This window comes from Acidovorax sp. LjRoot118 (assembly GCF_964253575.1).
Lineage (GTDB): Bacteria > Pseudomonadota > Gammaproteobacteria > Burkholderiales > Burkholderiaceae_C > Acidovorax.
The window spans coordinates 6,865,826-6,888,988 of the sequence record NZ_CAXURB020000001.1 but is presented as its reverse complement, the minus strand read 5'-3'; the positions used below and the strand labels follow the sequence as shown (position 1 = coordinate 6,888,988).

At 65.0% G+C, this 23,163-nt stretch carries 21 protein-coding genes; 11 read left to right on the top strand and 10 right to left on the bottom strand.

Annotated elements, in window-relative coordinates; translation table 11 throughout:
• Positions 1 to 145: 145 nt before the first annotated feature.
• Positions 146 to 1,660, bottom strand: coding sequence for a flagellin (locus ACSQ9E_RS32365; protein WP_436220140.1), 1,515 nt, complete (start codon positions 1,658 to 1,660; stop codon positions 146 to 148).
• 324 nt (positions 1,661 to 1,984) lie between these two features.
• Here ACSQ9E_RS32365 and ACSQ9E_RS32360 point away from each other — a divergent pair, with 324 nt between their 5' ends.
• Together ACSQ9E_RS32360 and ACSQ9E_RS32355 are read left to right on the top strand one after the other, a co-directional pair.
• Positions 1,985 to 3,496 (top strand): flagellin, encoded by a 1,512-nt coding sequence (locus ACSQ9E_RS32360; RefSeq protein ID WP_436220139.1) that lies wholly within the window; start codon positions 1,985 to 1,987, stop codon positions 3,494 to 3,496.
• A gap of 191 nt (positions 3,497 to 3,687) precedes the next feature.
• Entirely contained in the window at positions 3,688 to 5,778 is a 2,091-nt protein-coding gene (locus tag ACSQ9E_RS32355) for an O-linked N-acetylglucosamine transferase family protein (protein ID WP_436220138.1), read from the top strand.
• A gap of 14 nt (positions 5,779 to 5,792) precedes the next feature.
• Here ACSQ9E_RS32355 and ACSQ9E_RS32350 read toward each other — a convergent pair whose 3' ends face one another.
• Genes ACSQ9E_RS32350 through rfbF form a run of 7 tightly spaced genes read right to left on the bottom strand, consistent with a single transcriptional unit; the run spans position 5,793 to position 12,111 of the window.
• Complete coding sequence (locus ACSQ9E_RS32350; RefSeq protein ID WP_157412613.1) at positions 5,793 to 6,596, bottom strand: cephalosporin hydroxylase family protein; 804 nt, start codon at positions 6,594 to 6,596, stop codon at positions 5,793 to 5,795.
• 47 nt (positions 6,597 to 6,643) lie between these two features.
• A complete protein-coding gene (locus tag ACSQ9E_RS32345) occupies positions 6,644 to 7,333 on the bottom strand; it encodes a NeuD/PglB/VioB family sugar acetyltransferase (RefSeq protein WP_057204101.1) in 690 nt (229 codons plus the stop codon).
• Positions 7,323 to 8,441, bottom strand: coding sequence for a DegT/DnrJ/EryC1/StrS family aminotransferase (locus ACSQ9E_RS32340; protein ID WP_057204100.1), 1,119 nt, complete (start codon positions 8,439 to 8,441; stop codon positions 7,323 to 7,325). Before ACSQ9E_RS32340 ends, ACSQ9E_RS32345 begins: the two co-directional genes overlap by 11 nt.
• Positions 8,438 to 9,664, bottom strand: a complete 1,227-nt coding sequence (locus ACSQ9E_RS32335) for a class I SAM-dependent methyltransferase (protein ID WP_057204099.1) — start codon at positions 9,662 to 9,664, stop codon at positions 8,438 to 8,440. The genes ACSQ9E_RS32340 and ACSQ9E_RS32335 overlap by 4 nt, the downstream gene beginning before the upstream one ends.
• Positions 9,665 to 9,677: 13 nt before the next feature.
• Entirely contained in the window at positions 9,678 to 10,241 is a 564-nt protein-coding gene (locus ACSQ9E_RS32330) for a dTDP-4-dehydrorhamnose 3,5-epimerase family protein (protein ID WP_057204098.1), read from the bottom strand.
• Positions 10,238 to 11,323 carry a CDP-glucose 4,6-dehydratase gene (gene rfbG, locus ACSQ9E_RS32325; RefSeq protein ID WP_436220137.1) on the bottom strand — a complete coding sequence of 362 codons (1,086 nt, stop codon included), beginning with the start codon at positions 11,321 to 11,323 and terminating at the stop codon, positions 10,238 to 10,240. Before rfbG ends, ACSQ9E_RS32330 begins: the two co-directional genes overlap by 4 nt.
• Positions 11,324 to 11,328: 5 nt before the next feature.
• Complete coding sequence (rfbF, locus tag ACSQ9E_RS32320; RefSeq protein WP_057204097.1) at positions 11,329 to 12,111, bottom strand: glucose-1-phosphate cytidylyltransferase; 783 nt, start codon at positions 12,109 to 12,111, stop codon at positions 11,329 to 11,331.
• Positions 12,112 to 12,441: 330 nt separating this feature from the next.
• Here rfbF and motA point away from each other — a divergent pair, with 330 nt between their 5' ends.
• The 9 genes from motA to ACSQ9E_RS32275 all read left to right on the top strand — a co-directional run bounded on the left by motA (position 12,442) and on the right by ACSQ9E_RS32275 (position 21,818).
• Positions 12,442 to 13,302 carry a flagellar motor stator protein MotA gene (gene motA, locus ACSQ9E_RS32315; RefSeq protein ID WP_057204096.1) on the top strand — a complete coding sequence of 287 codons (861 nt, stop codon included), beginning with the start codon at positions 12,442 to 12,444 and terminating at the stop codon, positions 13,300 to 13,302.
• 12 nt (positions 13,303 to 13,314) lie between these two features.
• A complete protein-coding gene (motB, locus tag ACSQ9E_RS32310; protein WP_057268659.1) occupies positions 13,315 to 14,253 on the top strand; it encodes a flagellar motor protein MotB in 939 nt (312 codons plus the stop codon).
• 72 nt (positions 14,254 to 14,325) lie between these two features.
• On the top strand, positions 14,326 to 14,712 hold the full coding sequence (gene cheY / locus ACSQ9E_RS32305; protein WP_057204094.1) for a chemotaxis response regulator CheY: 387 nt from the start codon (positions 14,326 to 14,328) through the stop codon (positions 14,710 to 14,712).
• 4 nt (positions 14,713 to 14,716) lie between these two features.
• On the top strand, positions 14,717 to 15,346 hold the full coding sequence (locus ACSQ9E_RS32300) for a protein phosphatase CheZ (protein ID WP_057204093.1): 630 nt from the start codon (positions 14,717 to 14,719) through the stop codon (positions 15,344 to 15,346).
• Between the two features lie 196 nt (positions 15,347 to 15,542).
• On the top strand, positions 15,543 to 16,703 hold the full coding sequence (locus ACSQ9E_RS32295; protein WP_057204092.1) for an EscU/YscU/HrcU family type III secretion system export apparatus switch protein: 1,161 nt from the start codon (positions 15,543 to 15,545) through the stop codon (positions 16,701 to 16,703).
• Positions 16,700 to 18,778: a flagellar biosynthesis protein FlhA gene (gene flhA, locus ACSQ9E_RS32290; protein WP_057204091.1), complete on the top strand. Its 2,079-nt coding sequence runs from the start codon at positions 16,700 to 16,702 to the stop codon at positions 18,776 to 18,778. Before ACSQ9E_RS32295 ends, flhA begins: the two co-directional genes overlap by 4 nt.
• Complete coding sequence (gene flhF, locus ACSQ9E_RS32285; protein WP_436220136.1) at positions 18,775 to 20,298, top strand: flagellar biosynthesis protein FlhF; 1,524 nt, start codon at positions 18,775 to 18,777, stop codon at positions 20,296 to 20,298. The genes flhA and flhF overlap by 4 nt, the downstream gene beginning before the upstream one ends.
• Entirely contained in the window at positions 20,291 to 21,097 is an 807-nt protein-coding gene (locus tag ACSQ9E_RS32280) for a hypothetical protein (protein ID WP_057204089.1), read from the top strand. Before flhF ends, ACSQ9E_RS32280 begins: the two co-directional genes overlap by 8 nt.
• 4 nt (positions 21,098 to 21,101) lie before the next feature.
• On the top strand, positions 21,102 to 21,818 hold the full coding sequence (locus ACSQ9E_RS32275) for an RNA polymerase sigma factor FliA (protein WP_057204145.1): 717 nt from the start codon (positions 21,102 to 21,104) through the stop codon (positions 21,816 to 21,818).
• Positions 21,819 to 22,317: 499 nt separating this feature from the next.
• On the opposite strand, the gene ACSQ9E_RS32270 is transcribed toward ACSQ9E_RS32275, so the two are convergent.
• Both ACSQ9E_RS32270 and flgM read right to left on the bottom strand, forming a co-directional pair.
• Positions 22,318 to 22,704 (bottom strand): hypothetical protein, encoded by a 387-nt coding sequence (locus tag ACSQ9E_RS32270; protein ID WP_082604314.1) that lies wholly within the window; start codon positions 22,702 to 22,704, stop codon positions 22,318 to 22,320.
• A gap of 51 nt (positions 22,705 to 22,755) precedes the next feature.
• Positions 22,756 to 23,085 (bottom strand): flagellar biosynthesis anti-sigma factor FlgM, encoded by a 330-nt coding sequence (gene flgM, locus ACSQ9E_RS32265; RefSeq protein ID WP_436220135.1) that lies wholly within the window; start codon positions 23,083 to 23,085, stop codon positions 22,756 to 22,758.
• Positions 23,086 to 23,163: the final 78 nt, after the last annotated feature.

The following is a 23,163-nucleotide window of genomic DNA, read 5'->3' as shown; positions in this document are numbered from 1 at the left end:
CCAATAACGTCCTTATTCACACCAGGAAACCAGCCAATTCCAGCGCTCCCGGCACGCGCCGTTCAAAGGTGAAAAGGCGGCGACAGCAAAACTGTCGCCGCCGAGGCACCCAGGGCCCTCTCAGGCCCTGCCCGCCAAGCTGCGTTTAACGCAGCAGGGCCAGCACACCTTGTGGCAACTGGTTGGCCTGGGCCACCATCGCCGTACCAGCCTGCTGCAGGATCTGCGAGCGCGACAGGTTGGCCGTTTCTGCCGCGAAGTCAGCGTCCAGAATGCGCGAACGGGAAGAAGACAGATTCTCTGACGTCACTTGCAGGTTGGAAATGGACGTTTCAAAACGCGATTGCAGAGCACCGAGCTTGGCACGCTCACCGTTGATGTAGGCCAGGCCGGAATCCACTGTCTTCAGGGCTTCCGTCGCCTTCTTGAACGTGGTCACGTCCAAGTTCCCGACTTCCTTCAGGTCGGAGGCGCTGTCCGTCGCTGCCGTGGTGTTGAAGGCGTTCGTGGTGGTAGCCACTGTGGAGAAGGACTTGTCGGAGTCCAGCACCACGTAGCCGCTGACGGTGGATTCATCCGCACCCGATGCCGCGGCCAGGGTATCGACGGCACCAATGGCCGTGCCATCTGCCTGCAGCTTCTGGATGTTGATGGCACCCGAGTTCACGCCGGCAGCGGCTCCCTTGTACAGGCCGATGTCCTGGCCAGTGGCGCTGGTCAGAATCACACCGTCGTTGGTGGAGTTGAGCGATGCCGTCACGCCGGTCTTGGACGATTGCTCGTTGATGGCCGACACGGCGTTCGACAGGCCATCCGCCGTGTTCAGGGCGGTGACGTTGAACGAAATGGACTGGCCGACCGCGGTGGTTCCCGATGGCGTGTTGTCCGAACGCAGCTCGAAGGTGTAGGCACCGGTCGATTCGAACTTGATCTCGGCTTCGGTGCGCGCAGAAGCGGTGACACCCGTGTTGCCGGTCTGCAGGTTGATGTTGTCCGCCATGGCCTTGGCCGTGTCGTTGGCACCAATGGTGATTTCCTTGGAGCCCAACGCGCCATTCACGGCCAGGGTACCGGCGGTCACGCCGTTGGAGCCCCAGGCGGCTGCGCTCGCACCGCTGCCGGCGCCGTTGGCCGACGTGTTCTGGTTGTTGCCGTACACGCTGGTGCGCAGGTTGGCCGTGGCGGCCACGATGGTCTGGTTGGCGTTGGCGCCGACCTGGAACTGTTGCGTACCGAAGGAGCCATTGAGCAACTTGGCACCATTGAACTCGGTGGTTTGCGAAATGCGGTCCAGTTCGCTGACCAGTTGACCCACTTCCTGTTGCAGGGCTTGGCGATCACCAGCGCTGTTGGAGGCATTGGCCGATTGCACGGCCAGTTCACGCACCCGTTGCAGGATGTCGCCGGAGGCCTTCAGGGCGCCTTCAGCCGTTTGCGCCAGGGAGATACCGTCGTTCGCATTGCGAACAGCCTGATTCAGGCCGCGGATCTGGCTGGTAAAGCGCTCGGAAATGGCCAGGCCGGCGGCGTCGTCCTTGGCGCTGTTGATGCGCAGGCCCGACGACAGGCGTTGGATGGAGGTGTTGAGCGAGGTTTGGCTCATGCCCAGGTTGCGCTGGGCCGTCAACGAGGCGACGTTGGTGTTGATGGTGGATGCCATGGCAAATCTCCTGAAAAGAACTGACTGAAATGGCGTTGCCGCCAACCTGGTGCCAGGCAAGGCACCCGGCTATACGGTCCACAGTGCCCACATGGCCTTCTGGTGAACGGCGGAGTGCATTTGCCTTCCGTTGTGAGTCTTTTCGACGCCTGCTGGGGAAACTTTAGGGTCAAACGTGCAAGTTGGCAGGCTTTTCCGCTCTTTATCGGGCCAACGCCATGGGGGGGTCATTGCCACAATTCCCCATCGTTCCCGTATCGCCTGCCGGACGGTTGTAGTCCCCCATCAGGCACAAATGTCCATTCAGCCTCAAGGAGCATTCCCATGGCAGCCACGATCAACACCAACGTCGCCTCGTTGACGGCCCAGCGCAACCTGGGCATGAGCCAAACCTCGCTCAACACCTCCATCCAACGCCTGTCGTCGGGCCTGCGCATCAACAGCGCCAAGGACGACGCCGCCGGCCTGGCCATTTCCGAGCGCTTCACCAGCCAGATCCGCGGCCTGAACCAGGCAGCGCGCAATGCCAACGATGGTATCTCGCTGGCGCAGGTCACGGAAGGTGCCATGAAGGCGGCAGGCGACATTCTGCAGCGGGTGCGTGAACTGGCGGTGCAATCGGCCAATGCCTCCAACAGCCCCAGCGACCGCCAGGCGCTGAATCAGGAAGTGGGCCAACTGGTCAGCGAACTGGACCGCATCTCGCAGACCACCGAGTTCAACGGCGCCAAGCTGCTCAATGGCACATTTGGTACGCAACAGTTCCAGGTGGGCGCCAACGCCAACCAGACCATCGTGGCCGCCACGGCCAACCTGCGCACCACCGTGTACGGCAACAACCAGAACACATCGGCCAATGGTGCCGGCAGCGGTGCCAATGCCGCCGACTGGGGCTCCAACGGCGTGACCGCCGGTACCCTGGCAGTGAATGGCGCCCTGGGCTCCAAGGAAATCGTCATTGCAGACAATGACACGGCCAAGTCCATGGCGGACAAGGTCAATCTCCAGACGGCGAACACGGGTGTCACCGCCTCCGCGCGCACCGAAGTCGAGCTCAAATTCGAATCGGTCGGCTCCTATACCTTCGAGCTGCGCGGCGACAATACGCCAACCGCACCCGCGCTGGGCCAGTCCATTTCGTTCAACGTTTCCGCATTGAACACGTCGGATGGCCTGTCGAATGCCGTGTCGGCCATCAACGAGCAATCGTCCAAGACCGGCGTGACGGCATCGCTCAACTCCACCAGCGACGGCGTGATCCTGACCAGCGCCACCGGCCAGGACATCGGCCTGTACAAGGGGGCCACTTCGGGTGTGAACAGCGGTGGCGTCAATATCCAGAAGCTGCAGGCCGATGGCTCCGTCATTGGTGCCGTCGACACCCTGGCCGCGGCGGCTGGCGCAGACGCGTCCACCGTGAGTGGCTATGTGGTGCTGGATTCGGAAAAATCGTTTTCGACCAATGCCACCACGACCAACGCATTCAACACCACATCGGCTACCGACAGCGCCTCGGACCTGCAGGAGGTCGCCAACCTGGACGTGACCACCTTCAAGAAAGCGACCGAAGCCCTGAAGACCGTCGATTCCGCACTGGCCTATATCAACGGCGAGCGGGCCAAGCTCGGCGCCTTGCAAGCCAGGTTCGAAACCGCCATTTCCTCACTGAACATCACGTCCGAGAACCTGTCGGCATCGCGTTCGCGCATTCTTGACGCCGACTTTGCCGCAGAAACGGCCAACCTGTCGCGCTCGCAGATCCTGCAGCAGGCAGGCACGGCCATGGTGGCCCAGGCCAACCAGATCCCGCAGGGCGTCCTGAAGCTGCTGCAGTAAACAGCGCGGTTCATGGCAACGGCGCCGGCCGCTCCAGGGATGGCGGATAGACTGCCTGTGGCGTAAGTCAACAAGGACATATGGTGCAAGGCAGAAACCACGGCAAAAACAAATCCCCGGTCGATGGCCGCATCAGAACGGCCCTCGAAAGCAAGGACTGGACCTTGTTGACCCGGTTGTGCAAGCAGATCTTGCGCAAGGACTCCCGTGACCTGAATGCCACCCGCCTGCTGGGCCATTCACTCGAATCCCAGGGCAAGATCGAAGAGTCGCTCGAGGTGTACCAGCGCGGTGCCCGGATGTGGCCCGACGACGCCGAACTCCTGATCAACTATGCCAACGTCCTGCTCAGGCAGGTGCGCAATGCAGAGGCGCTGCCCCTTTTCGAGAGGGTCTGTGCGCTGCGGCCCGAGAAAGCCGTCTGCTGGCTCATGCTGTCGCAGTGCTGCTACCTGATCACCAAGAATGAACAGGGTTTCAGGGCGGCCGAAAAAGCGGCGGAGTTGGCCACGGACGTCTACGAGAAATCCGCTGCGCTCACCCAAAAGGCCATCCACCGGCGTGAAATGGGCCAGGTGAAGCAGGCCGTGCAGGACTCCATCGACGCGATTGCGCTGACGCCCAGGGAACCCTCCAACCACACCAACCGGCTACTGTTCATGCTGGCGGACCCTGATGCGGACGCTACCAGCCTGGCCACAGCCGCGCGCGAATACGCCGCGGTGTTCGAACCCCCGCTGAAACCCTCGTGGCCGAGTTTTTCCGAACGCAACCGTGATCCGTGGCGAAAGCTGCGCATAGGCTTCCTGTCGCCCGATTTTCGCGTGCACTCGGTGATGTACTTCATGGAGGGCGTGCTCGCACAGCTCGACCGCCGCCAGTTCGAGGTCTACGCGTTTTACCTATTTCCCAAGAGCGACTACATCACCACGCGCGTGGAGCGGCACGCGGACCATTTCATCCGCATCGCCGGGCTCAACGCCAAAAAGCAGGCGCAGACCATTCAAGACCACGGGATCGACATCCTGATCGACCTGGCCGGGCACACAGGCCACAACGGCTTGATGGCCATGGCCCACAAGGCAGCCCCGATACAAGCCACCTGGATCGGATTCCCGGGAACCACCGGCCTGTCGGCCATGGACTACCTGATCACCGACGACATGACGGACCCGCCAGGGGTGGAGTGGCAATACAGCGAACGCCTGTTCCGCATGCCCACCCGCCTTTGCGTGTACCGGCCGATGAGCCGCAACCCTCTGTGGCGCTATCAACCTATCTACCTGGTTCGTCCCAGCCCGGCGGTGGGAAATGGGTACATCACCTTTGGCTCGTGCAACAACCTGGGCAAGATCACCGACACCGTGTTGTCCACCTGGGCCGAAATACTGCGCCGGGTACCTGGCTCGAAGCTCCTCATCGAAGGCAAGAACCTTGACAACCCGGACTTCGCGCGCGCCTACATGGCGCGTTGCAACAGCCTGGGGCTGGATGCCGATCGGGTCGAATTGGTGGCGCTAAGCTCCAGCAACCAGTACCTGACCTACCACCGCATCGATATTGCGCTGGATCCGTTTCCCCTGAACGGGGGCACGACCTCGATGGACGTCCTCTGGATGGGTGTTCCCCTGGTGGCCCTGGCGGGAAGCAGCTTCAAGAGCCGCCTGACCGCGGGAATCCTGCTCCACCTGGGACGGCCCGAGTGGCTTGCGCAAACGCAGCGAGCCTACGTCGACATTGCGGTCCATCTTGCCCAAGACGCGAACAGCCTGAACGCAACACGCATGAACCTGCGCCAGGAACTGGAAGAATCCGTTCTCATGCGGGAAGACGTGTTCTGCAGCGCCTTTGGCGAGGGCTTGCGCACCATGTGGCTGCAATGGCTGGCCCAGGAGGTACACCCCGGTGATACCGAAGAGCAACACGCGGCGCAGATAGAGGTCATGCAGGAGTACCTGGGCAGCATGCCGCCGGAATGGGAAGCTCCACCCGTTCCGGGAGTGGGGCTGGGCCCCGGGAACCGGGTAACCCTCCACGAAGCCCACGCCCGCCTGGAGGCGTCCCTGGCCAGGGCCAAGGAGGTTCCCACGGACACCGTGACGGAAACGGGCCAGATCGAGAACAGGCGCTGGTACAACGTGACGGAGCTGGCTGAAATGGTGCTGTGCGCCGTTCCGCACGACCCCGTTGCGCTCACCTGCCTGGCAGAGGTGGAGCTGGCCCATGGCCACACCGATTTCGCGGTGACCTACCTGCGCTACGCGACGCAGGCCATGCGCTGAGCATCCGCGGCCGGCTATGGGGCCGTTTTTCGACGCAAGAAGCCCTCGGGCGCCACGGTCACCATCAGCTTGCGCGGCCAGGTGGCATCCACTTCGAACTCGGAATGGCTGGCCAGCCACTCGCGCACCGCTGTCTTTGGGTTGTTTCCGACGTCCCAGGGGCGGTCTGCAAAGAATTTCGGCGGCATGTCTTCTACGAAGGTGTCGAAGACCACGCAATAGCTGCCCTCCGACACCAGGGGCGCATAGGCCTCGAGTTCTGCAAGCACGTGCGCGTGGGTGTGCATGGAATCCAGGCACACCATGACCCGCTGGTAGCCCTTGGCAAACGCCTGCACCTGCGCGATGACGTCGGGTGCGATGGAAGACCCCTGGACCATCGCAATGCGGCTGGCCATCGGGTGGCGCTTGATCGCCTCGCGGTTGTGTGGCCGGATGTCGATGTCGATACCCAGAACCTTGCGCCGGGATTGCCGCGGGTCCAGCATGCCTCCCGCCTCGATGGCATCGCACATGTCCAGCAAGGCCAGCAGCGACGCGCTGAGCACCAGAGAGCCACCGTGGGCGATGCCGGTTTCGATGATCAGGTCCGGCCGCACACGCCAGACCAGCTCCTGCATGGCCACCATGTCCTGCGGGTACTGGATTATGGGCCGCCCCAGCCAGTCGAAGTTGTACACGTACTGGCGCTGCATGGACGCCTGCAGCCAGTCCTGGGACAGGGTCTGGAAGTGCGCATCCGTCCCGTATTGCTGCAGCCGGTCTTCACGCTCCTGCTGAAATACCTCGACGGGACCTGGGGTCTGTTTGTGCGGCATGAAATGCTCCTGCTGGACTGTTGAAACAGTGATTGAAAAGGGCCGCGTCAGCGGTGTGGCGGCGCCTGGACCACCCGGGCCGGGTTGCCGACGACCACGGCGCCCGCCGGCACGTCGCGGGTCACCACGGCCCCCGCGCCCACCATCGCTCCGGCACCGATGGACACACGCGGCAATACAGTGGCGCCAGCGCCGATGAAGACGTCACGCCCCACGTGGACGCCGCCGCACAGGGTGGCACCAGGCGCCACCGTCACGCTGTCGGCCAGCTGGCACTCATGGTCCACCGAAGCCCGGTGGTTGACGATGCAGACATCGCCAAGCACCGCACCGGCGGCAACCACCGCCTGGGCCAGCACCTGCGAGCCCTGCCCCAGCACCGCTGAAGGGCTCACGCTGGCAGTGGCGTGCACGAGCACCGGCAACGCCACGCCAGCCGAGGCGAACCGGCCCACAACGTGAAGGCGGTCCGGACCCTGCCGGCCAATGGCAATCACCCCGCATGCCTTGGAGACGTCGCCCGCCAAGGCGCCCGCCCACTCGGCAAAACCGGCGTGGCCCAGCAGCACGGGCACGCCGGCAAGCAGGGTGGGCACCGGCCGCGCATCGACGAACGCAACCACGTTCCCTCCCTGCGCGGCAATCAGGTCCAGCAGCACCCGGGCATGGCCCGAGCACCCCCACACCACGCAGGGGCGCCCACCCAGGGATTGCAGGTGCTGCCCGTCACGCGGCATGCAGCGCCTCGCGGATCACGCCGACCACCCTTGCGATGTCCGCGTCGGTCATGTCGTGGAAGCTGGGCAGATTGACCGCACGCTCGGCAATGTGCCGCGCATGGTGCCCACCGCCAGCACCCTGCATCCAGGGCAAGGTGGAGAGCGGAGAAAAGAATGGCCGCGCATCGATGTTGCTACCCACAAAACGTTGCAGCAGGGTGTCGGCTGTCAATGCAGCATCAGCCGACAGCACCACCGTAGGCATCCACGCGCCAATTTCCGTGCCGGGCAACTCGGGATTCATGCGCACGGCAGGCTCTTCGGCCAGTGCCACCTGGTAGGCATGGAAGATCGCACGCTTTCGCGCGATCAGGTCCTCGATGCGCTGCAGCTGCGCACACCCGATCGCCGCCTGCACATTGGACATCTTGTATTTGAAACCCAGTTCGTCGGGCCAGAACTGCCGCACCTGCCCCCGCGCCCGGCCATGATTGGACAAGGTAAGAACTTTTTCATAAAGGGCCGGATCGTCGGTCACGAACATTCCCCCCTCTCCGGTGGTCATCGTCTTGGATCCATGGAACGAAAATCCCCCGAACAGCCCCATGGACCCGGCCCTGCGCCCTCGGTGGCGCGAACCAATGGCCTCTGCCGCATCCTCGATGACCGGGATGCCGTGCTCGGAACCGATGGCCAGCAGCGCGCCCATGTCGCAGACGTTGCCGTACAGGTGCACCGCGAAAATGGCGCGGGTGCGGGGCGTGATGGCAGCAAGCACGGCCTCGGGATCCAGGCACCAGGTGTCCTCCAGAATATCCACCAGCACGGGCTTGGCGCCCAGGTACATCACTGGTGCAACGGTGGCGACCCAATTGGTGTCGGCCAGGATGACTTCGTCACCCTCTCCGATGCCCAATGCAGCCAGTCCCATGTGCAATGCCCCGGTACAGCTGGAAGTGGCAATGGCATGCCGCACGCCGACATGGGCGGCAAATGCTTCTTCGAACTGGCGGATGTAGTCATAGCAATGCTCGCCCCAGCCATTGCGCGCGGCGTCCTCCGCCAATGACACCTCAAGATCGGTGATCGACGGGCGGGACAACAGGATTCGGGAAGGCTTAGTCATTTGAAAGTCTCCATCCGGGGAACGGCCACGGCAAACTGGGCGCCCCAGCCGCGAGCGTATGCGAGTTGTGAAGCGATCTCCTCACGCAGGTTCCAGGGCAGGATCAGCACGCGGTCGGGCTGGTGCGCGCGCAGGTGCTCCTCGTCCACCACCGGGATGCGGCTACCTGGCAAGAACTGACCCTGCTTGGCAGGGTTGCGGTCAACCACGTAGGGCAGCAGATCCGCCCGCACGCCGGCGAAGTTGAGAAGGGTGTTGCCCTTGGCCGCTGCGCCATAGGCGCCCACCTTGAGCCCGCGCGCATGGCAGTCAAGCAGAAAGGCCAGCAATTCGCGCTTGATGCGCAGCGCCTCGCCTTGCAGCCCCCCGTAAAACGCGGCTGAGGACACACAGGCCGCCGTTTCACGAGCCAACAGTTCGCTCACCCGGCTGTGCACGATGGGCGGGGCGTCACTGCGCTGCGCGAACACGCGCAGGCTGCCGCCGTGGGTGGGCAACTCCTGCACATCGGTCACGGTGAGGCCGTTGGCGGCAAAAATGCGCTGCACTGCGGTGAGCGAAAGGTACGAGAAATGCTCGTGGTACAGGGTGTCGAACTGGCACTGTTGAACCAGCTGCAGCAGGTGCGGAAACTCGAAGGTGGCCACCCCCTGCGGCTTGAGCAGCACGGCAAAACCCGCAACGAAGTCGTTGATGTCGGGCACATGGGCCAGCACGTTGTTGGCCACCGTGAGATCGGCGGCGCGCCCGCCGGCCACCAGCGTGCGGGCCAGCGCCACACCGAAGAACTGCTCCACGACCTCGATGCCGCGCGCCCGTGCTGCAGCTGCAGTGCTGGCCGTGGGCTCCACGCCCAGGCAGGGGATGCCGCGCCCGGCCACGTACTGCAGCAGGTAGCCATCGTTGGCGGCCACTTCCACCACCTGGCTGTGGGCGCCCAGCGACAGGCGCTGGGCCATGTCCTCCACATAGGCCTGGGCATGGGCCAGCCAGCTACTGGAGAACGAGCTGAAGTACGCGTAGTCGGCATCGAACAAGGCGTCAGCGGCCGCGAAGTCTTCGGTCTGCACCAGCCAGCAGTTCTCGCAGACCAGCACCCTGAGGGGGTACCAGCGCTCGGGCGCATGCAGCGCGGGTTCGCGCAGGTAGGCGTTGGAAGGGGGCGCGGTACCCAGGTCTGCCAGAGGCAGGGTAACGGGGGCGGCGCAGTGGCGGCATTTCATCGGCAGAACTCGGTCAGGGCAGCGCCAGCCCGGTGAAGGCCGGCGCCAGGGAGGGATGTTGGGCGTCGCGCGGCGAGCGGCCTGCCAGGGGCAGCGGCCAGGCAATGGCCAAGCGCGGGTCGAGCGCGTCGAGCCCGCCTTCCGAGGCGGGCGCATAGGGTGCCGAGTGCAGGTAGAGCATCTCGCAATCATCGGCCAGCGCCTGGAAACCATGGGCGAAGCCGGGCGGGATGAGCATGGCCCAGTGGTTGGCAGCCGACAGCTCGCGTCCGAACCATTGCAGGAAGGTCGGGGAGCCGGCCCTCAGGTCCACCGCCACATCCCATACAGCGCCGCGCAGGCAGCTGACCAGCTTGGCCTCAGCCGCCGGGGGGTGCTGGAAATGCAGCCCCCGCACGGTGCCGCGCTGGGCCGTCTGGGTATGGTTGATCTGCGCGATCGGCCAGGTCCAGCCCGCAGGGGCCAGGTCAGCCGCGCAGAACATGCGCGCCAGAAAGCCCCGGCTGTCCGCCAGCGGCTGGCGCTGCACGGTCATCAGGCCCGCCAGCGGCGTGGGCTCCACGGTGAAGCGGCTCACAGGGCGGTCTCCTGCACGGCGCCGCAGGCCTGCTCATAGGCGTCCAGGTCGGCCAGGCACAAGGCGCGCGCATCGGCGCCAGCGTGGTAGCCGCGGTACCAGGCCATGGTGCGGCCCACGGCCTCGGGCAGGGCCCAGCACGGGGTGATGCCCAGCAGGCTGCGCGCGCGCGCCGTGTCCAGGGCCAGCAGCCCCGCTTCGTGCGGATGCTTCGCGTCGCTCTCGTAACGCACAGGCGCGGTGGGGTAGGCTGACCGTGCCATCTCGACCACACACCCCACCGTGGCGGCCTCCTGTGGGGCCGGTCCGAAGTTGTATGCGCCCGCGCTCCCTGGCCGCTCCCATAGCACCTGGGCCAGGCGCAGGTAGGCGGCCAGCGGCTCCAGCACATGCTGCCAGGGCCGTGTGGCATGGGGATTGCGCAGCACCAGGGTCTGGCCAGCAGACCAGGCAGCCGCAGCGTCCGGCAAAAGGCGCTCGGGCGCCCAGTCTCCGCCGCCGATCACATTGCCGGCGCGGGCAGTGGCCACGGCCACACCCTGTGCGGACAGGAAGGCATCGCGGTAGCTGGCGGTCACAATCTCGGCGGCGGCCTTGCTGGCGCTGTAGGGGTCATGCCCTCCCAACGCATCGTCTTCGCGATAGGGGTAGACCCATTCTAGGTTGCGGTAGACCTTGTCGGTCGTCACGACCAGCGCCACGCGCACGCCAGGCAGGCCGCGCAGCGCATCGAGCACATGGGCCGTGCCCATGACGTTGGTGGCATAGGTTTCGAGCGGCGCGGCATAGCTGGCGCGCACCAGGGCCTGGGCCGCCAGGTGCAGCAAGATGTCAGGCCGTGCTGCCTGGATAAGGGCCGCCGTGGCACCCGCATCGCGCACGTCGCAGGCATGGCTGTCCATGCCGCTCGCCACGCCGGCCAGTGCAAACAGGCTGGGCTCGATGGCCGGCGGCAGGGCAATGCCGGTGACCTGCGCCCCCAGACGCTGCAGCCACAGGGCCAGCCAGCTGCCCTTGAAGCCCGTGTGCCCCGTGAGCACCACGCGCTTGCCGCGCCAGAAATGGGGATCGGGCAAGGCCATGCCGCTCACCAGCACTTCCACGGCGCCTGGCCGCTCTGCCAGAGTTCTTCGAGCAGGTTTTTCTCGCGCAGCGTGTCCATGGGCTGCCAGAAGCCATGGTGCTCGAACGCCATCAACTCGCCATCGCGCGCCAGGCTCTCCATGGGCGCTGCCTCCCAGGGCGTGGCATCACCATCGATGCGGTCCAGCACCTGGGCCGACAGCACGAAGAACCCGCCGTTGATCCAGCCACCGTCGCCGCGTGGCTTCTCGACAAAGCCGCGCACGCCCTCCCCCTTGCCATCGCCATCGCGCACCAGCGCGCCATAGCGGCCGGGCGGCAGCACCGCGGTCACCGTGGCCAGCTTGCCGTGGGCGGCATGGAAGGCGAACTGCGCGGCCATGTCGAGATCGGCCACCCCATCGCCGTAGGTGAAGCAAAAGGGTTCGCCCTGCGGCAGGTACTCGCGCACGCGCTTGAGGCGCCCCCCGGTCAGCGTGGACTCGCCGGTGTCCACCAGCGTCACGCGCCAGGGCTCGGCATGGCGGTGGTGCACCTCCATGCGGTTCTCGGCCATGTCGAAGGTCACATCCGACATGTGCAGGAAGTAATTGGCGAAATACTCCTTGATGATGTAGCCCTTGTAGCCCAGGCAGATGATGAAATCATTGACCCCATGGGCGGCATAGGTCTTCATGATGTGCCACAGGATGGGGCGCCCGCCGATCTCGATCATGGGCTTGGGGCGCAGGTGCGACTCTTCGGAAATGCGGGTGCCCAGGCCACCGGCCAGCAACACGGCTTTCATGGGTGACACGCCCCTGCTGTGCGGGCATCCTCAAACCGGCCTGTCTTCATATATAGATCACCTGTGTCCATGGGGTCTTGCCAAATCTGGCGTCCTAAAGCCGTACTATTGCGCAGCATAAACACTGCGGGCGTTTCCGAAATCGGGAAAACCGACGGAAAAACCACGCAACCCGCCCAACCGAGCGAAGTGACAGGCGCTTTCCCGCTTGCTCGCAGGACTGGTTCGCGCACAATCAGATACAGTGAAACCAGCGATACGGCCCGGCGCCGTGTTTCCACCGCAACCGCCCAGCCCTGCCTGGCGCCCGCCCAATCAACCTGAATCAGCATGTTCGTCATCATTGGCTACGTCGTCAGCATGGTCTGCATCTTCGGTGTGTACATCGTGCACGGCGGGAATATCCAGGTGATCCTGAAGGCCCTGCCGTTCGAGCTCATCACCATCGGTGGCAGCGCCATGGGCGCCTTCGTGGTGAACAACCAGCCCAAGGTGCTCAAGGCCACGCTCAAGGCCGTTCCTGCCGCGCTCAAGGGATCCAAGTACACCAAGGCGCGCTACATGGAGCTGCTGGCCATGCTCTACGACATCCTGCAAAAGGCCCGCAAGGAAGGCCTGATGGCGATCGAAAAGGATGTGGAAGCCCCCCATGAGTCGGAAATCTTCAAGAAATACCCCACGGTGGGCAGTGACCACCATGTGATCGAGTTCACGACCGACTACCTGCGCATGATGGTTTCGGGCAACCTCAACTCCCACGAGATCGAGGCCCTGATGGACAACGAGATCGACACCCACCACCAGGAGGCCCACGCCCCGGTGGCGGCCATCGCCCGGCTGGCCGGCGCCCTGCCCGCCTTCGGCATCGTGGCCGCCGTGCTGGGGGTGGTGAACACCATGGGCTCGGTGGGGCAACCGCCCTCGGTGCTGGGCGGCATGATCGCCTCCGCGCTGGTGGGCACGTTCCTGGGGATCCTGCTGGCCTATGGCTTCGTGGAGCCCCTGGGCGGCCTGATGGAACAAAAGACCGAAGATGCCGCCAAGGAATTCCTGTGCATCAAGTCCACGCTGCTGGCCAGCATGCAGGGCTACAACCCCGCCACCGCCATCGAATTCGGCCGCAAGGTTTTGTTCTCCACCGACAGGCCGACCTTCGCCGAGCTTGAAGGACATGTGAAAGGCAAGAAGTAAGCCCGCACTACCATGGCAGAAAAGAAGCTCCAGCCCATCATCATCAAGCGCATCAAGAAGGGCGGCCATGCCGTCCATGGCGGCGCCTGGAAGATTGCCTATGCCGACTTCGTGACGGCGATGATGGCGTTCTTCCTGCTGATGTGGCTGCTGGGCTCTACCGCCAAGGGGGAGCTGCAGGGCATTTCTGCCTATTTCAGCTCCCCGCTCAAGGTGGCCATGACCGGTGGTGATGGCGCCGGCAACAGCTCCAGCGTGATCCCGGGCGGCGGCAACGATCTCTCGAAGGTGCACGGCCAGGTGCGCCGCTCGGACTCCGACCCCGACAAGGACCGCCGCGCCAGCATCGACAACGCACGCGCCGAGCGCGCCAAGCAGGACCAGGAGCGCATCAAGGCGCTGCAGGCCAAGATCGACGCCCTGATCACCGAAAACCCGCGCCTGAACGAATACAAGTCCCAGATCCGCATCGATGTCACGCCCGACGGGCTGCAGATCCAGATCGTGGACGACCAGAACCGCCCCATGTTCGACAGTGGCAGTGCGCTGGTGAAACCCTATATGCGCGACATCCTGCGTGAAATCGGGGCCGCGCTGGGCGGGGTGGAAAACCGCATCAGCCTGGCTGGCCACACCGATGCCGTGCCCTATGGCAACAGCGAGCGCGGCTACAGCAACTGGGAGCTTTCGGCCGACCGGGCCAATGCCTCGCGCCGCGAGCTGGTGTCTGCCGGCATGCCCGACGGCAGGTTGGGCCGCGTGGTGGGATTGGCCGCCAGCGATCTGCTCGAACCCACGAATCCGCGCGCACCCGCCAATCGCCGTATTACCATCACGGTGCTGACCCGCGAGGCCGAAGAACGCCTCATGGGCAAGGGGACTCCTGCGGCGGCAAGCCCTCCTGCAGAGCTGCCGACGGAAAAGCGCGAAAATCCAACGCCTGGCGGGTGATCGTTACGACTTGTCACCAAACCTGCCACACTTGACAATACAACCAGCCTATTTCGACCGAAAGGGTCCCACGTGACCACAGCCCTTCGCTTCTTGATCGTTGACGACTTCTCCACCATGCGGCGCATCGTCCGCAATCTGCTCAAGGAGAGCGGATTTGCCGATGCAGACGAGGCCGAAGATGGCGTCGCCGCACTGAACAAACTGCGCAACAGCAAGTTTGACTTCGTGGTGACGGACATCAACATGCCCAACATGAACGGTTTCCAGCTCCTGGCGGAAATCAAGAAAGACGACAAGCTCAAACACCTTCCGGTGCTGATGGTGACCGCCGAAGCCCGCAAGGAGGACATCGTCGCGGCCGCCCAGGGCGGGGCAGCCGGTTACATCGTCAAGCCCTTCACCAAGGCCACTCTGGAAGAAAAGGTCCTGCTGATTCTCAAGAAGATGGGGCTGTGACGCCATGGAAACCCCTGACACCCCCCCTGGTGAGCCCACGGCCGAGGTCCACCACAAGATCGGCCTGCTGACCCGCCAGCTGCACGATTCGCTCAACGAACTGGGCTACGCAGACAAGCTGCGCGGCTCCATGGGCGAGTTGCCCGACGCCCAGAGCCGCCTGTCCTACATCGCCCGCCTGACGGGCGAGGCCGCAGAAAAAGTGCTCACCCGGGTCGAACAGGCCAAGGCACAGCATGATTTCATCGCCGCCGAGACACGCCGCGTAGTGGCCTCGCTGGTCAAAGACCCTGTGGCTGCCGTGGCCAAGGGCGAGATCATGAACTTCCTGACCGACGTGGAACGCGTCACCATGGAAGCCGATACGCACCTGACCGAAATCATGATGGCGCAGGACTTCCACGACCTCACGGGCCAGGTGATTGCCCGGGTGGTCAATCTGGCTGCCACCATCGAGGAGCAACTGGTCCAGCTGCTGATCCAGACTGCCCCGCCCACCGCCAACGTGCCCGCCGCGCTGGTGGAGGTTCCGCGCGAGCACCTCGCCGGCCCCGTGGTGGACCCGGAAAACACTGCGGACATCGTGACCGACCAGTCCCAAGTGGACGACCTGCTGGCCAGCCTGGGTTTCTGACCCTCCCCTCGACTGGCGTGGCACCGCCCGGCGGCGCATCAGCGCCCGCCATGCAGCGCATGGCATGCGCTCGCGCTCTACACAGTGCGGCCCTGTAGCAAGGTACGAGGGAAAAGGGCCCCGCAGCCGCCCTTTATCCGTCTTTAGATTTCCGGGTCGCTCACGACAATGGCAGGACACAAGTTGTCACGCCATCATGGAATCCAGCCAAGAAAAAAGCCTACCGGCGTCCGAGCGAAAGCTGCAGAAGGCACGCACGGACGGACAGGGTGCGCGTTCACGCGACCTGTCCCACCTGGCCATTCTGGGTGCGGGCGGCGCCGCCATGCTGGTCCTGGCTCCAACGCTCATGGAGCACCTGCAGCAGGCGCTGGCCCACCAACTGGTGTTCAACGCCAGCATCGTGATGGCGCCCGCCACCATGGTCGATCGCATGCAGACCATGGTCATCGTGGGCCTGGTAGCCAGCACGGTGTTCGCGCTGCTCACCAGCGGCGCCGCGCTGCTCAGCGCCATCGGTGCCGGCGGCTGGATCTTCAGCATGAAGCCCATCAGCCCCCAGTTCAACCGCCTGAACCCCATCTCCGGGGTGGCGAACCTGTTTTCCAAGCAGCAGATGGCCAACGTGGCGAAGATGGTGCTGATGACGGCCATCATCTCCGCCGTGGCCTGGCACTACATGTCGGGCAGCATCGAGCGCGTGGCCATGCTGGTGCTGCAGCCCTCGCCCATGGCGATCCGCCACATGTCCGAGTGGCTCACCTCCGGCGTCAGCCTGATGCTGCTGGTGGTTTTTCTGGCAGCACTGATCGACGTGCCGCTGCAGTCTTACTTCTTCAAGGCGCGCCTGAAGATGTCGCACGAGGAAGTCAAGCAGGAACACAAGGAATCCGACGGTGACCCGCATACCAAGGGCCGCATCCGCCAGAAGCAGCGCGAGATGGCGGACGGCGCCAGCGTGGCGGCGGTTCCCAAGGCGGATTTCGTGGTGATGAACCCCACCCACTATGCCGTGGCCCTGAAGTACGACGACAAGACCATGGCCGCCCCGCAGGTGATCTCGCGCGGCACCGACCTCACGGCCATGCGCATCCGTGACCTGGCCCGCGCCCACGACGTGCCGGTGCTGCAGTCCCCCATGCTGGCCCGCGCGCTCTACGCGCATGCCGAGATCGACCAGGCCATCCCCGCCACCCTGTACGCCGCTGTGGCCCAGGTACTGGCCTATGTGTACCGCCTCAAGGCCGCTCTGCGCGGCGAAGGGCAGATGCCCGACGCGCTGGTTGAGCCTTTCGTTCCCCCTGAGCTTGATCCGCTGAACAAGACGTCTTCCACCGTGCAAGGCACCGCCCCATGAACAATTCCGTGAATTACCTTCGGCTGTGGGCGGGCAAGAACACATCGGCCCTCCAGGGCATGTCGGCACCGCTGCTGGTGGTGGCCATTCTGGCGCTGATGGTGCTGCCCATCCCGCCGTGGCTGCTGGACACCTTCTTCACGCTGAACATCGCCGTCGCCCTGATGGTGATGATGGTCTCGGCCTACATGATCCGGCCGCTGGACTTTGCCGCCTTTCCCTCGGTGCTGCTGCTTACCACGCTGATGCGCCTGTCGCTGAACGTGGCCTCCACCCGGGTCGTGTTGCTGGAAGGCCACACCGGCCCCGGTGCCGCTGGCGCCGTGATCGAGGCCTTCGGCCACTTCCTGATCGGCGGCAACTTTGCCGTGGGCCTGATCGTGTTTGCCATCCTGGTGGTGATCAACTTCGTGGTGATCACCAAGGGCGCCGAGCGCATTGCCGAAGTGTCGGCCCGCTTCACGCTGGATGCCATGCCCGGCAAGCAGATGGCGGTGGACGCCGACCTCAACGCCGGCCTGATCGACGAGAAGGAAGCCAAGCGCCGCCGCGCCGAAGTTGGCGAGGAAGCAAACTTCTTCGGCTCCATGGACGGTGCCTCCAAGTTCGTGCGCGGCGATGCCGTCGCCGGCATCCTGATCCTCTTGATCAACATCATCGGCGGCTTCGCCATCGGCGTTCTGCAGCACGACCTCACCGCCAAGCAGGCCGCCGACAGCTACATCCTGCTGGCCATCGGTGATGCGCTGGTCGCCCAGATCCCCGGCCTCTTGATCTCGGTGGCCGCTGCCATGGTGATCTCGCGCGTCGGCAAGGAACAGGACATGGGCCGCCAGATCGTGCAGCAGCTGTTCATGTCGCCCCGCGTGCTGGGCGTCACGGCCGGCATCCTGATCCTGCTCGGCCTCATCCCCGGCATGCCGCACCTGGTGTTCCTGATCACCGGAGCGCTGCTCGGCTACTGGGCGTGGACGCTCTACGAGCGCCAGCAGGTGCCCGAGGAAGTGGCCCCGCCGCCCCCCGTGGCCGCCGATGGCGAAGCCACCTGGGACGACCTGCAGCCCGTGGACCTGCTCGGCCTGGAACTGGGCTACCGCCTGATCACGCTGGTGGACAAGAGCCGCCAGGGCGACCTGCTGACCCGCATCAAGGGCGTACGCCGCAAGTTTGCGCAGGAAGTGGGCTTCCTGCCCCCTGCCGTGCATGTGCGCGACAACCTCGAACTCAAGCCCAGCGGCTACCGCATCACGCTGCGTGGCGTGGTGGTGGGCGAAGGCGAGGCCTTCCCCGGCATGTTCCTGGCCATCAACCCCGGCGGCATCACCACGCCGCTGATCGGTACCCCGACCACCGACCCGGCCTTCGGTCTGCCCGCGCACTGGATCGATGATCGCCAGAAGGAAGCGGCGCAAATGGCCGGCTTTACGGTCGTTGATTCGGAAACCGTGATGGCGACGCATTTGTCACACTTGATGCAAGTGCAGGCAGCCAAGCTGTTGAGCCGCACCGAAACGCAGCAACTCGTGGAACACGTCGCCAAACTGGCCCCCAAGCTCATCGAAGAAGTCGTCCCGAAAATGGTCTCCATCGCCACGTTCCAGAAAGTCCTCCAGTTGCTGCTGGAGGAGTCTGTGCACATCCGCGATATCCGCACCATCATCGAGACCCTGGCCGAGCACGCCGGTGGCATCTCCGACCCCGTGGAACTGGCGCGCCGCGTACGCATCGCCCTGTCGCCCGCCATCGTCCAGCAGATCTACGGCCCGACGCGCGAGCTCAACGTCATCGCCATCGAACCCGGCCTGGAGCGCCTCTTGGTGCAGGCCCTGGGCAACACCGCCAGCCCGGCGCTGGACCCTGGCGTGGCCGACATCCTGACGCAGAAGGCCGCCGAAGTGGCCCTGCGCCAGGAGGAGATGGGCCTGCCCGCCTGCCTGCTTGTTCCCGACCAGATCCGCACTGCGATCTCCCGCCTGGTGCGCCGCGTGGCGCCCCGCCTGCAGGTCCTTGCGCACAGCGAAATCCCTGAGACCCACACCATCCGCATTGGGCCCATCCTCAAAGGTGCATCATGAACATCAAACGCTTTCACGCTGCTACGTCCCGTGAAGCACTGGCCAAAGCACGCATGGCCTTTGGCGAGGGCACACTGATCCTGTCCAACCGCCCCACCGCCAACGGCGTGGAGGTGATGGCCACCGCCGAGGACACGCTCTCGTCGCTGGACAGCGCCGCGGCGGCCAGGCAATCGAGCGCGCCCTCCCCCCTGGCACAGGCCAGCCAGCGCCAGCAGCTGCAACAGCAGCCGCCCCGCGCTGCGCAGCAGCCGGCCGCTGCGGCCCACCGCAACCCGGTGGAGGAAGACACCGAGCAGTTGGCCATGAGCACCCTGTCCTTCCAGGACTATGTGCGCGAGCGCATGCTGCGCCGCCGCCACGAGGCCATCAGCGGCCCGTCCGACCCGGTTCCCATGATGGAGCGCAGCCGCGACCGTGCCGCTGAGCTGGCCCGTGAGCGCCCCGCCGCCCAGGTGGCGCGCCACAACCCGCTGCGCTCGATCCCCATGGACCTTGCAGAGCCCGCGCCCCGCAAGCAGCAGCAGCAGCGCCAGGAAGCCCCCTCGCTGTCGAACGCACAGGTGAACAACCAGCAGAACCTGATGAGCGAGCTGCACTCGATGAAGGAGCTGATCGAGGACCGCTTCAACACGCTGGCCTGGCTGGGCCAGGCGCGCCAGAATCCGATCCAGTCCAACCTGATGCTGAAGATGATCCGCGCCGGCTACTCGCCCGCCCTGGCCCGCGCCGTGCTCGAGCGCATGCCCGAGGAACTCTCGGCCGGCGAATCCGTGCGCTGGCTCATGGAGGTGCTGGAACGCAACCTCAAGACCGACACGGATGCCGCGCCCCTGTACGAGCAGGGTGGCATCTTCGCCATGGTGGGCTCCACCGGCGTCGGCAAGACCACCACCACTGCCAAGCTGGCCGCCTTGTGCGCGCGCATCCATGGCCCCGGCAGCGTGGGCCTGATCACCCTGGACACCTACCGCGTGGGCGCCCATGAACAGCTGCGCACCTATGGCCGCATGCTGGGCATCGTGGCCCACCTGGCCCACGACCGTGCAGCACTGCAGGACCTGCTGGGCCTGCTCAGCGGCAAGAAGATGGTCCTGATCGACACCACCGGCGTCGCCCCACGCGATCCACGCAAGCGCGACATGCTCGACGTGCTGGACCTGCCCCACGTCAACCGCCTGCTGGTGCTCAATGCCGGCTGCCACGGCGACACGCTGGACGATGTGCTGACCGCCTTCAGGACCAAGGGCTCGCAGCAGGCCATCCTGTCCAAGGTGGACGAGGCCGTGAAGCTGGGCCCCTCCATCGACGCCCTGATCCGCCACCAGATGGTGCTGCGCGGCGTGACCAATGGCCAGCGCGTGCCCGAGGACTGGGAAGCGGCCGATGCCCACCAGCTCATCAGCACCTCGATGCGCGCGCCGGTCAAGTCGCCGTTCGACCCCAAAGCCAGCGACCTGAATTTCTTCTTCTCGCATTCACCCGAATTGGTAACCGACAGGGGGTTGGTCGATGCTTGATACCGGCTTTCACCAGGCTGCGGGGCTGCAAAGCCTCACCCCGCAGACCGAACTGCGCGTGCTGGCCGTGGCCAGCCAGGAACAGGCCGGCAGCGGCCTCGAGACCCTGTGGCAGATCTGCGCCAGCCTGCAGCGGATGGGCTACCCGGTTGTGGTGCTCGACGCCACGGGCTACGAGACCGACGAGTCCCCGGGCCTGTACCACCTGCTGCGCCGGGCACCCTGGCACGACGGCATGGACCAGGGCGCCGCAGCCTCCTCCCTGGCGGTGATCCCCGCCGCTCGGGGCCTGTGGCAGATCAGCCGGGCCGACCGCCCGGCGCATGTCTCGCCGCTGCAGGACATCCAGCCCTACGTGCGCGCCTACAGCATCCTGGTGCTGCACGCCCCACCGCCCCTGCTGGGCCAGTTGCTCACCCACACCCGGACCATGCCGCTGATGGTGATGGAGGGCGCCGCCGCAGGCGTGCTCACCACCTACAAGAGCTTGAAGCAGATGGCCCAGCACACCGGCCTGTCCTGCACCGTGGCGGCACTGTTGCGCGGCTCGGGCACGGCCGAGCGCCGCAAGACCCTTGCCGCATTGCAGACATTGCAGGACTGCGCCGAGCGCCACCTGGGCGGTCAGGTGCACACTACCGCCGTCTCCACCCAGAATCCCCAGGACCTGCAGCGCCTGGCCTTGCAACTGCTGGAAAACGCGGGCACCATCAATGGAACGATGGCGGCTGCAGCTGCAATTGCATCCAGCAATTTTGCTGGTATACCTGCAGCTGCACATCTTCTCCGGAGCCACTGATCTGATGTACACCGCCAAAGGCCAGCTCGATCGTGATGCGATGATTCGCCAGCACGTGCCCCTGGTACGGCGGATCGCACACCACATGATCGCCAAGCTGCCTCCCAATGTAGAGCTGGACGATCTGATCCAGGTCGGCATGATGGGCCTGGCGGAAGCACTTTCGCGCTACGAGGCCGCACAGGGCGTGCAGTTCGAGACCTTTGCCACCCAGCGCATCCGCGGCGCCATGCTCGATGAGCTGCGCGAGGGCGACTGGATGTCGCGCAGTTCGCGCAAGAGCCAGAAGGACATCGAGCAGGCCGTCAACCGGCTGGAGCAGCGCCTGGGCCGCAGCCCGCTCGAATCGGAGATCGCCAGCGAGATGGGCATGGCCCTGCCCGAATACCAGAGCCTGCTGGGCCGGGTGCGGGGCACGCAGCTCGTGTACTTGGAGGACATGACCCACAGCAATGACGACGATGATGGTTTCCTCGACCGCCATGTGGGCGACGAGGCAGCCAACCCGCTCGAAATGCTGCGCGACCACCGCCTGCGCTCGGCGCTGGTCACGGCCATCGAGTCACTGCCCGAGCGCGAACAGCACATCATGGGCATGTACTACGAGCACGACATGAATCTCAAGGAGATAGCGGCCGTGCTCGGGGTCACCGAATCCCGTGTGTGCCAGCTGCACAGCCAGTCGATCGCTCGCTTGCGGGCGAAGATGCGCAGTCACTAGGGCCTGTTCACACTGATTTCGGGGTCGCGAAGGCCCTTGCCGGCGTGCCAATCTAGGCGCGCGACGCAGCGTGTGCCCTTGCACACGCAAGGAGCGCAACGACGAGTGGCGCGCCGGCAAGGGCCTTCCCTTCGGGTTGCCCGGCCTGGGGGCCGTCTGCGGCGTTGCCCGCGCTTGCAAGGTGCACCCCTTGCTGCGCACGGGCGCCTTGCATCCAGCCCCCAGGCCGGGCAACGCGATCCCCGAAATCAGTGTGAACAGGCCCTAGTACATCCCCCTGAGGCGCTGACGCGCCTTCACCCCTTCTCTCGAATTACTGCGTAATTCGGGAAGGGGGACGCAGCCAGTGCGGCGGGGCGGCCCTTGCACGGCTGCCCTGGTATGGGGCAGCGCGCTATCCACGGGTTTGCCCTGGCGCTTGCGCGCCATTCAGGGCAGCGCCTATGTACTAGTACAAAAAAGAATCGTGGCCATACAGCGCGACTTTGCCGCGCGCCGATCAGCCGGCCGAGCGGTAGATCTTGGCGATGCCGGCGGCTTGTTGCTTGCCGCCCAGGCCGTTGCCGTAGGTGGCATTGGCAGAGCTGTCCTGGGACGGGACGAGCACGGCGGTCTGGCGGTCGGTGATGGCAGCCAGGCGGGCCAGGCTTTCGCGGTGCACCACCAGGGTGGCGGCGATGGCGTCCATGCGGGCCTTGAGGGCGGGGGTGATGCTGCTCACCTGCTGGCGCGACAGGTCCAGCGCATACGAAAAACGGGCTGCAGTGTCGCGCAGCCCGGTGCTTGCTTGTTCGAGGGTGGGGGCATCGGCCTTGAGCAGGGCGGCAGACACCATCTCGATGTGCTGCTCGACGGCCTGCAAGGCGTCTTCCAGAGGCGTGGTCACGGCTTGTCCTGGTGAATGCGGACCGGTGACGCCTGGAAGAAAGGGGTCACGCTAGCCGCGCGAGCGGGAAAAAATCTCTTGGGCGTTGGCCAGCAGCTTGTCGGCAATCGCGCCGGCGCTGACCGTGAACGTGCCCTTTTCAATGGCTGCACGCACCGCCGCCACCTTCTTGGTGTCGAAATCGCCCGAGGCACGGCCCGTCTGGTCCAGGGCACGTGCTGCGGTGGAAACCGTTACAGGCACGCCAGGGGCCGGGGCAGCCGCAGTGCCCGTTGCCACTCCTTGGGGCGTAGCAGGGGCTGCAGCGGGGGCCTTGGCCTGCTTGGCCTGCCCCGTTTGCGACAGTGCGCCCGGAAGTTCCGGTTGTTGACCTATCTTCATCGCCTTCTCCAGCGCTCCGATGACACGGAGCTCGTAGCAATGTTTTCGACCCTTTGGCGCTGGACTTTAGCTATTTAT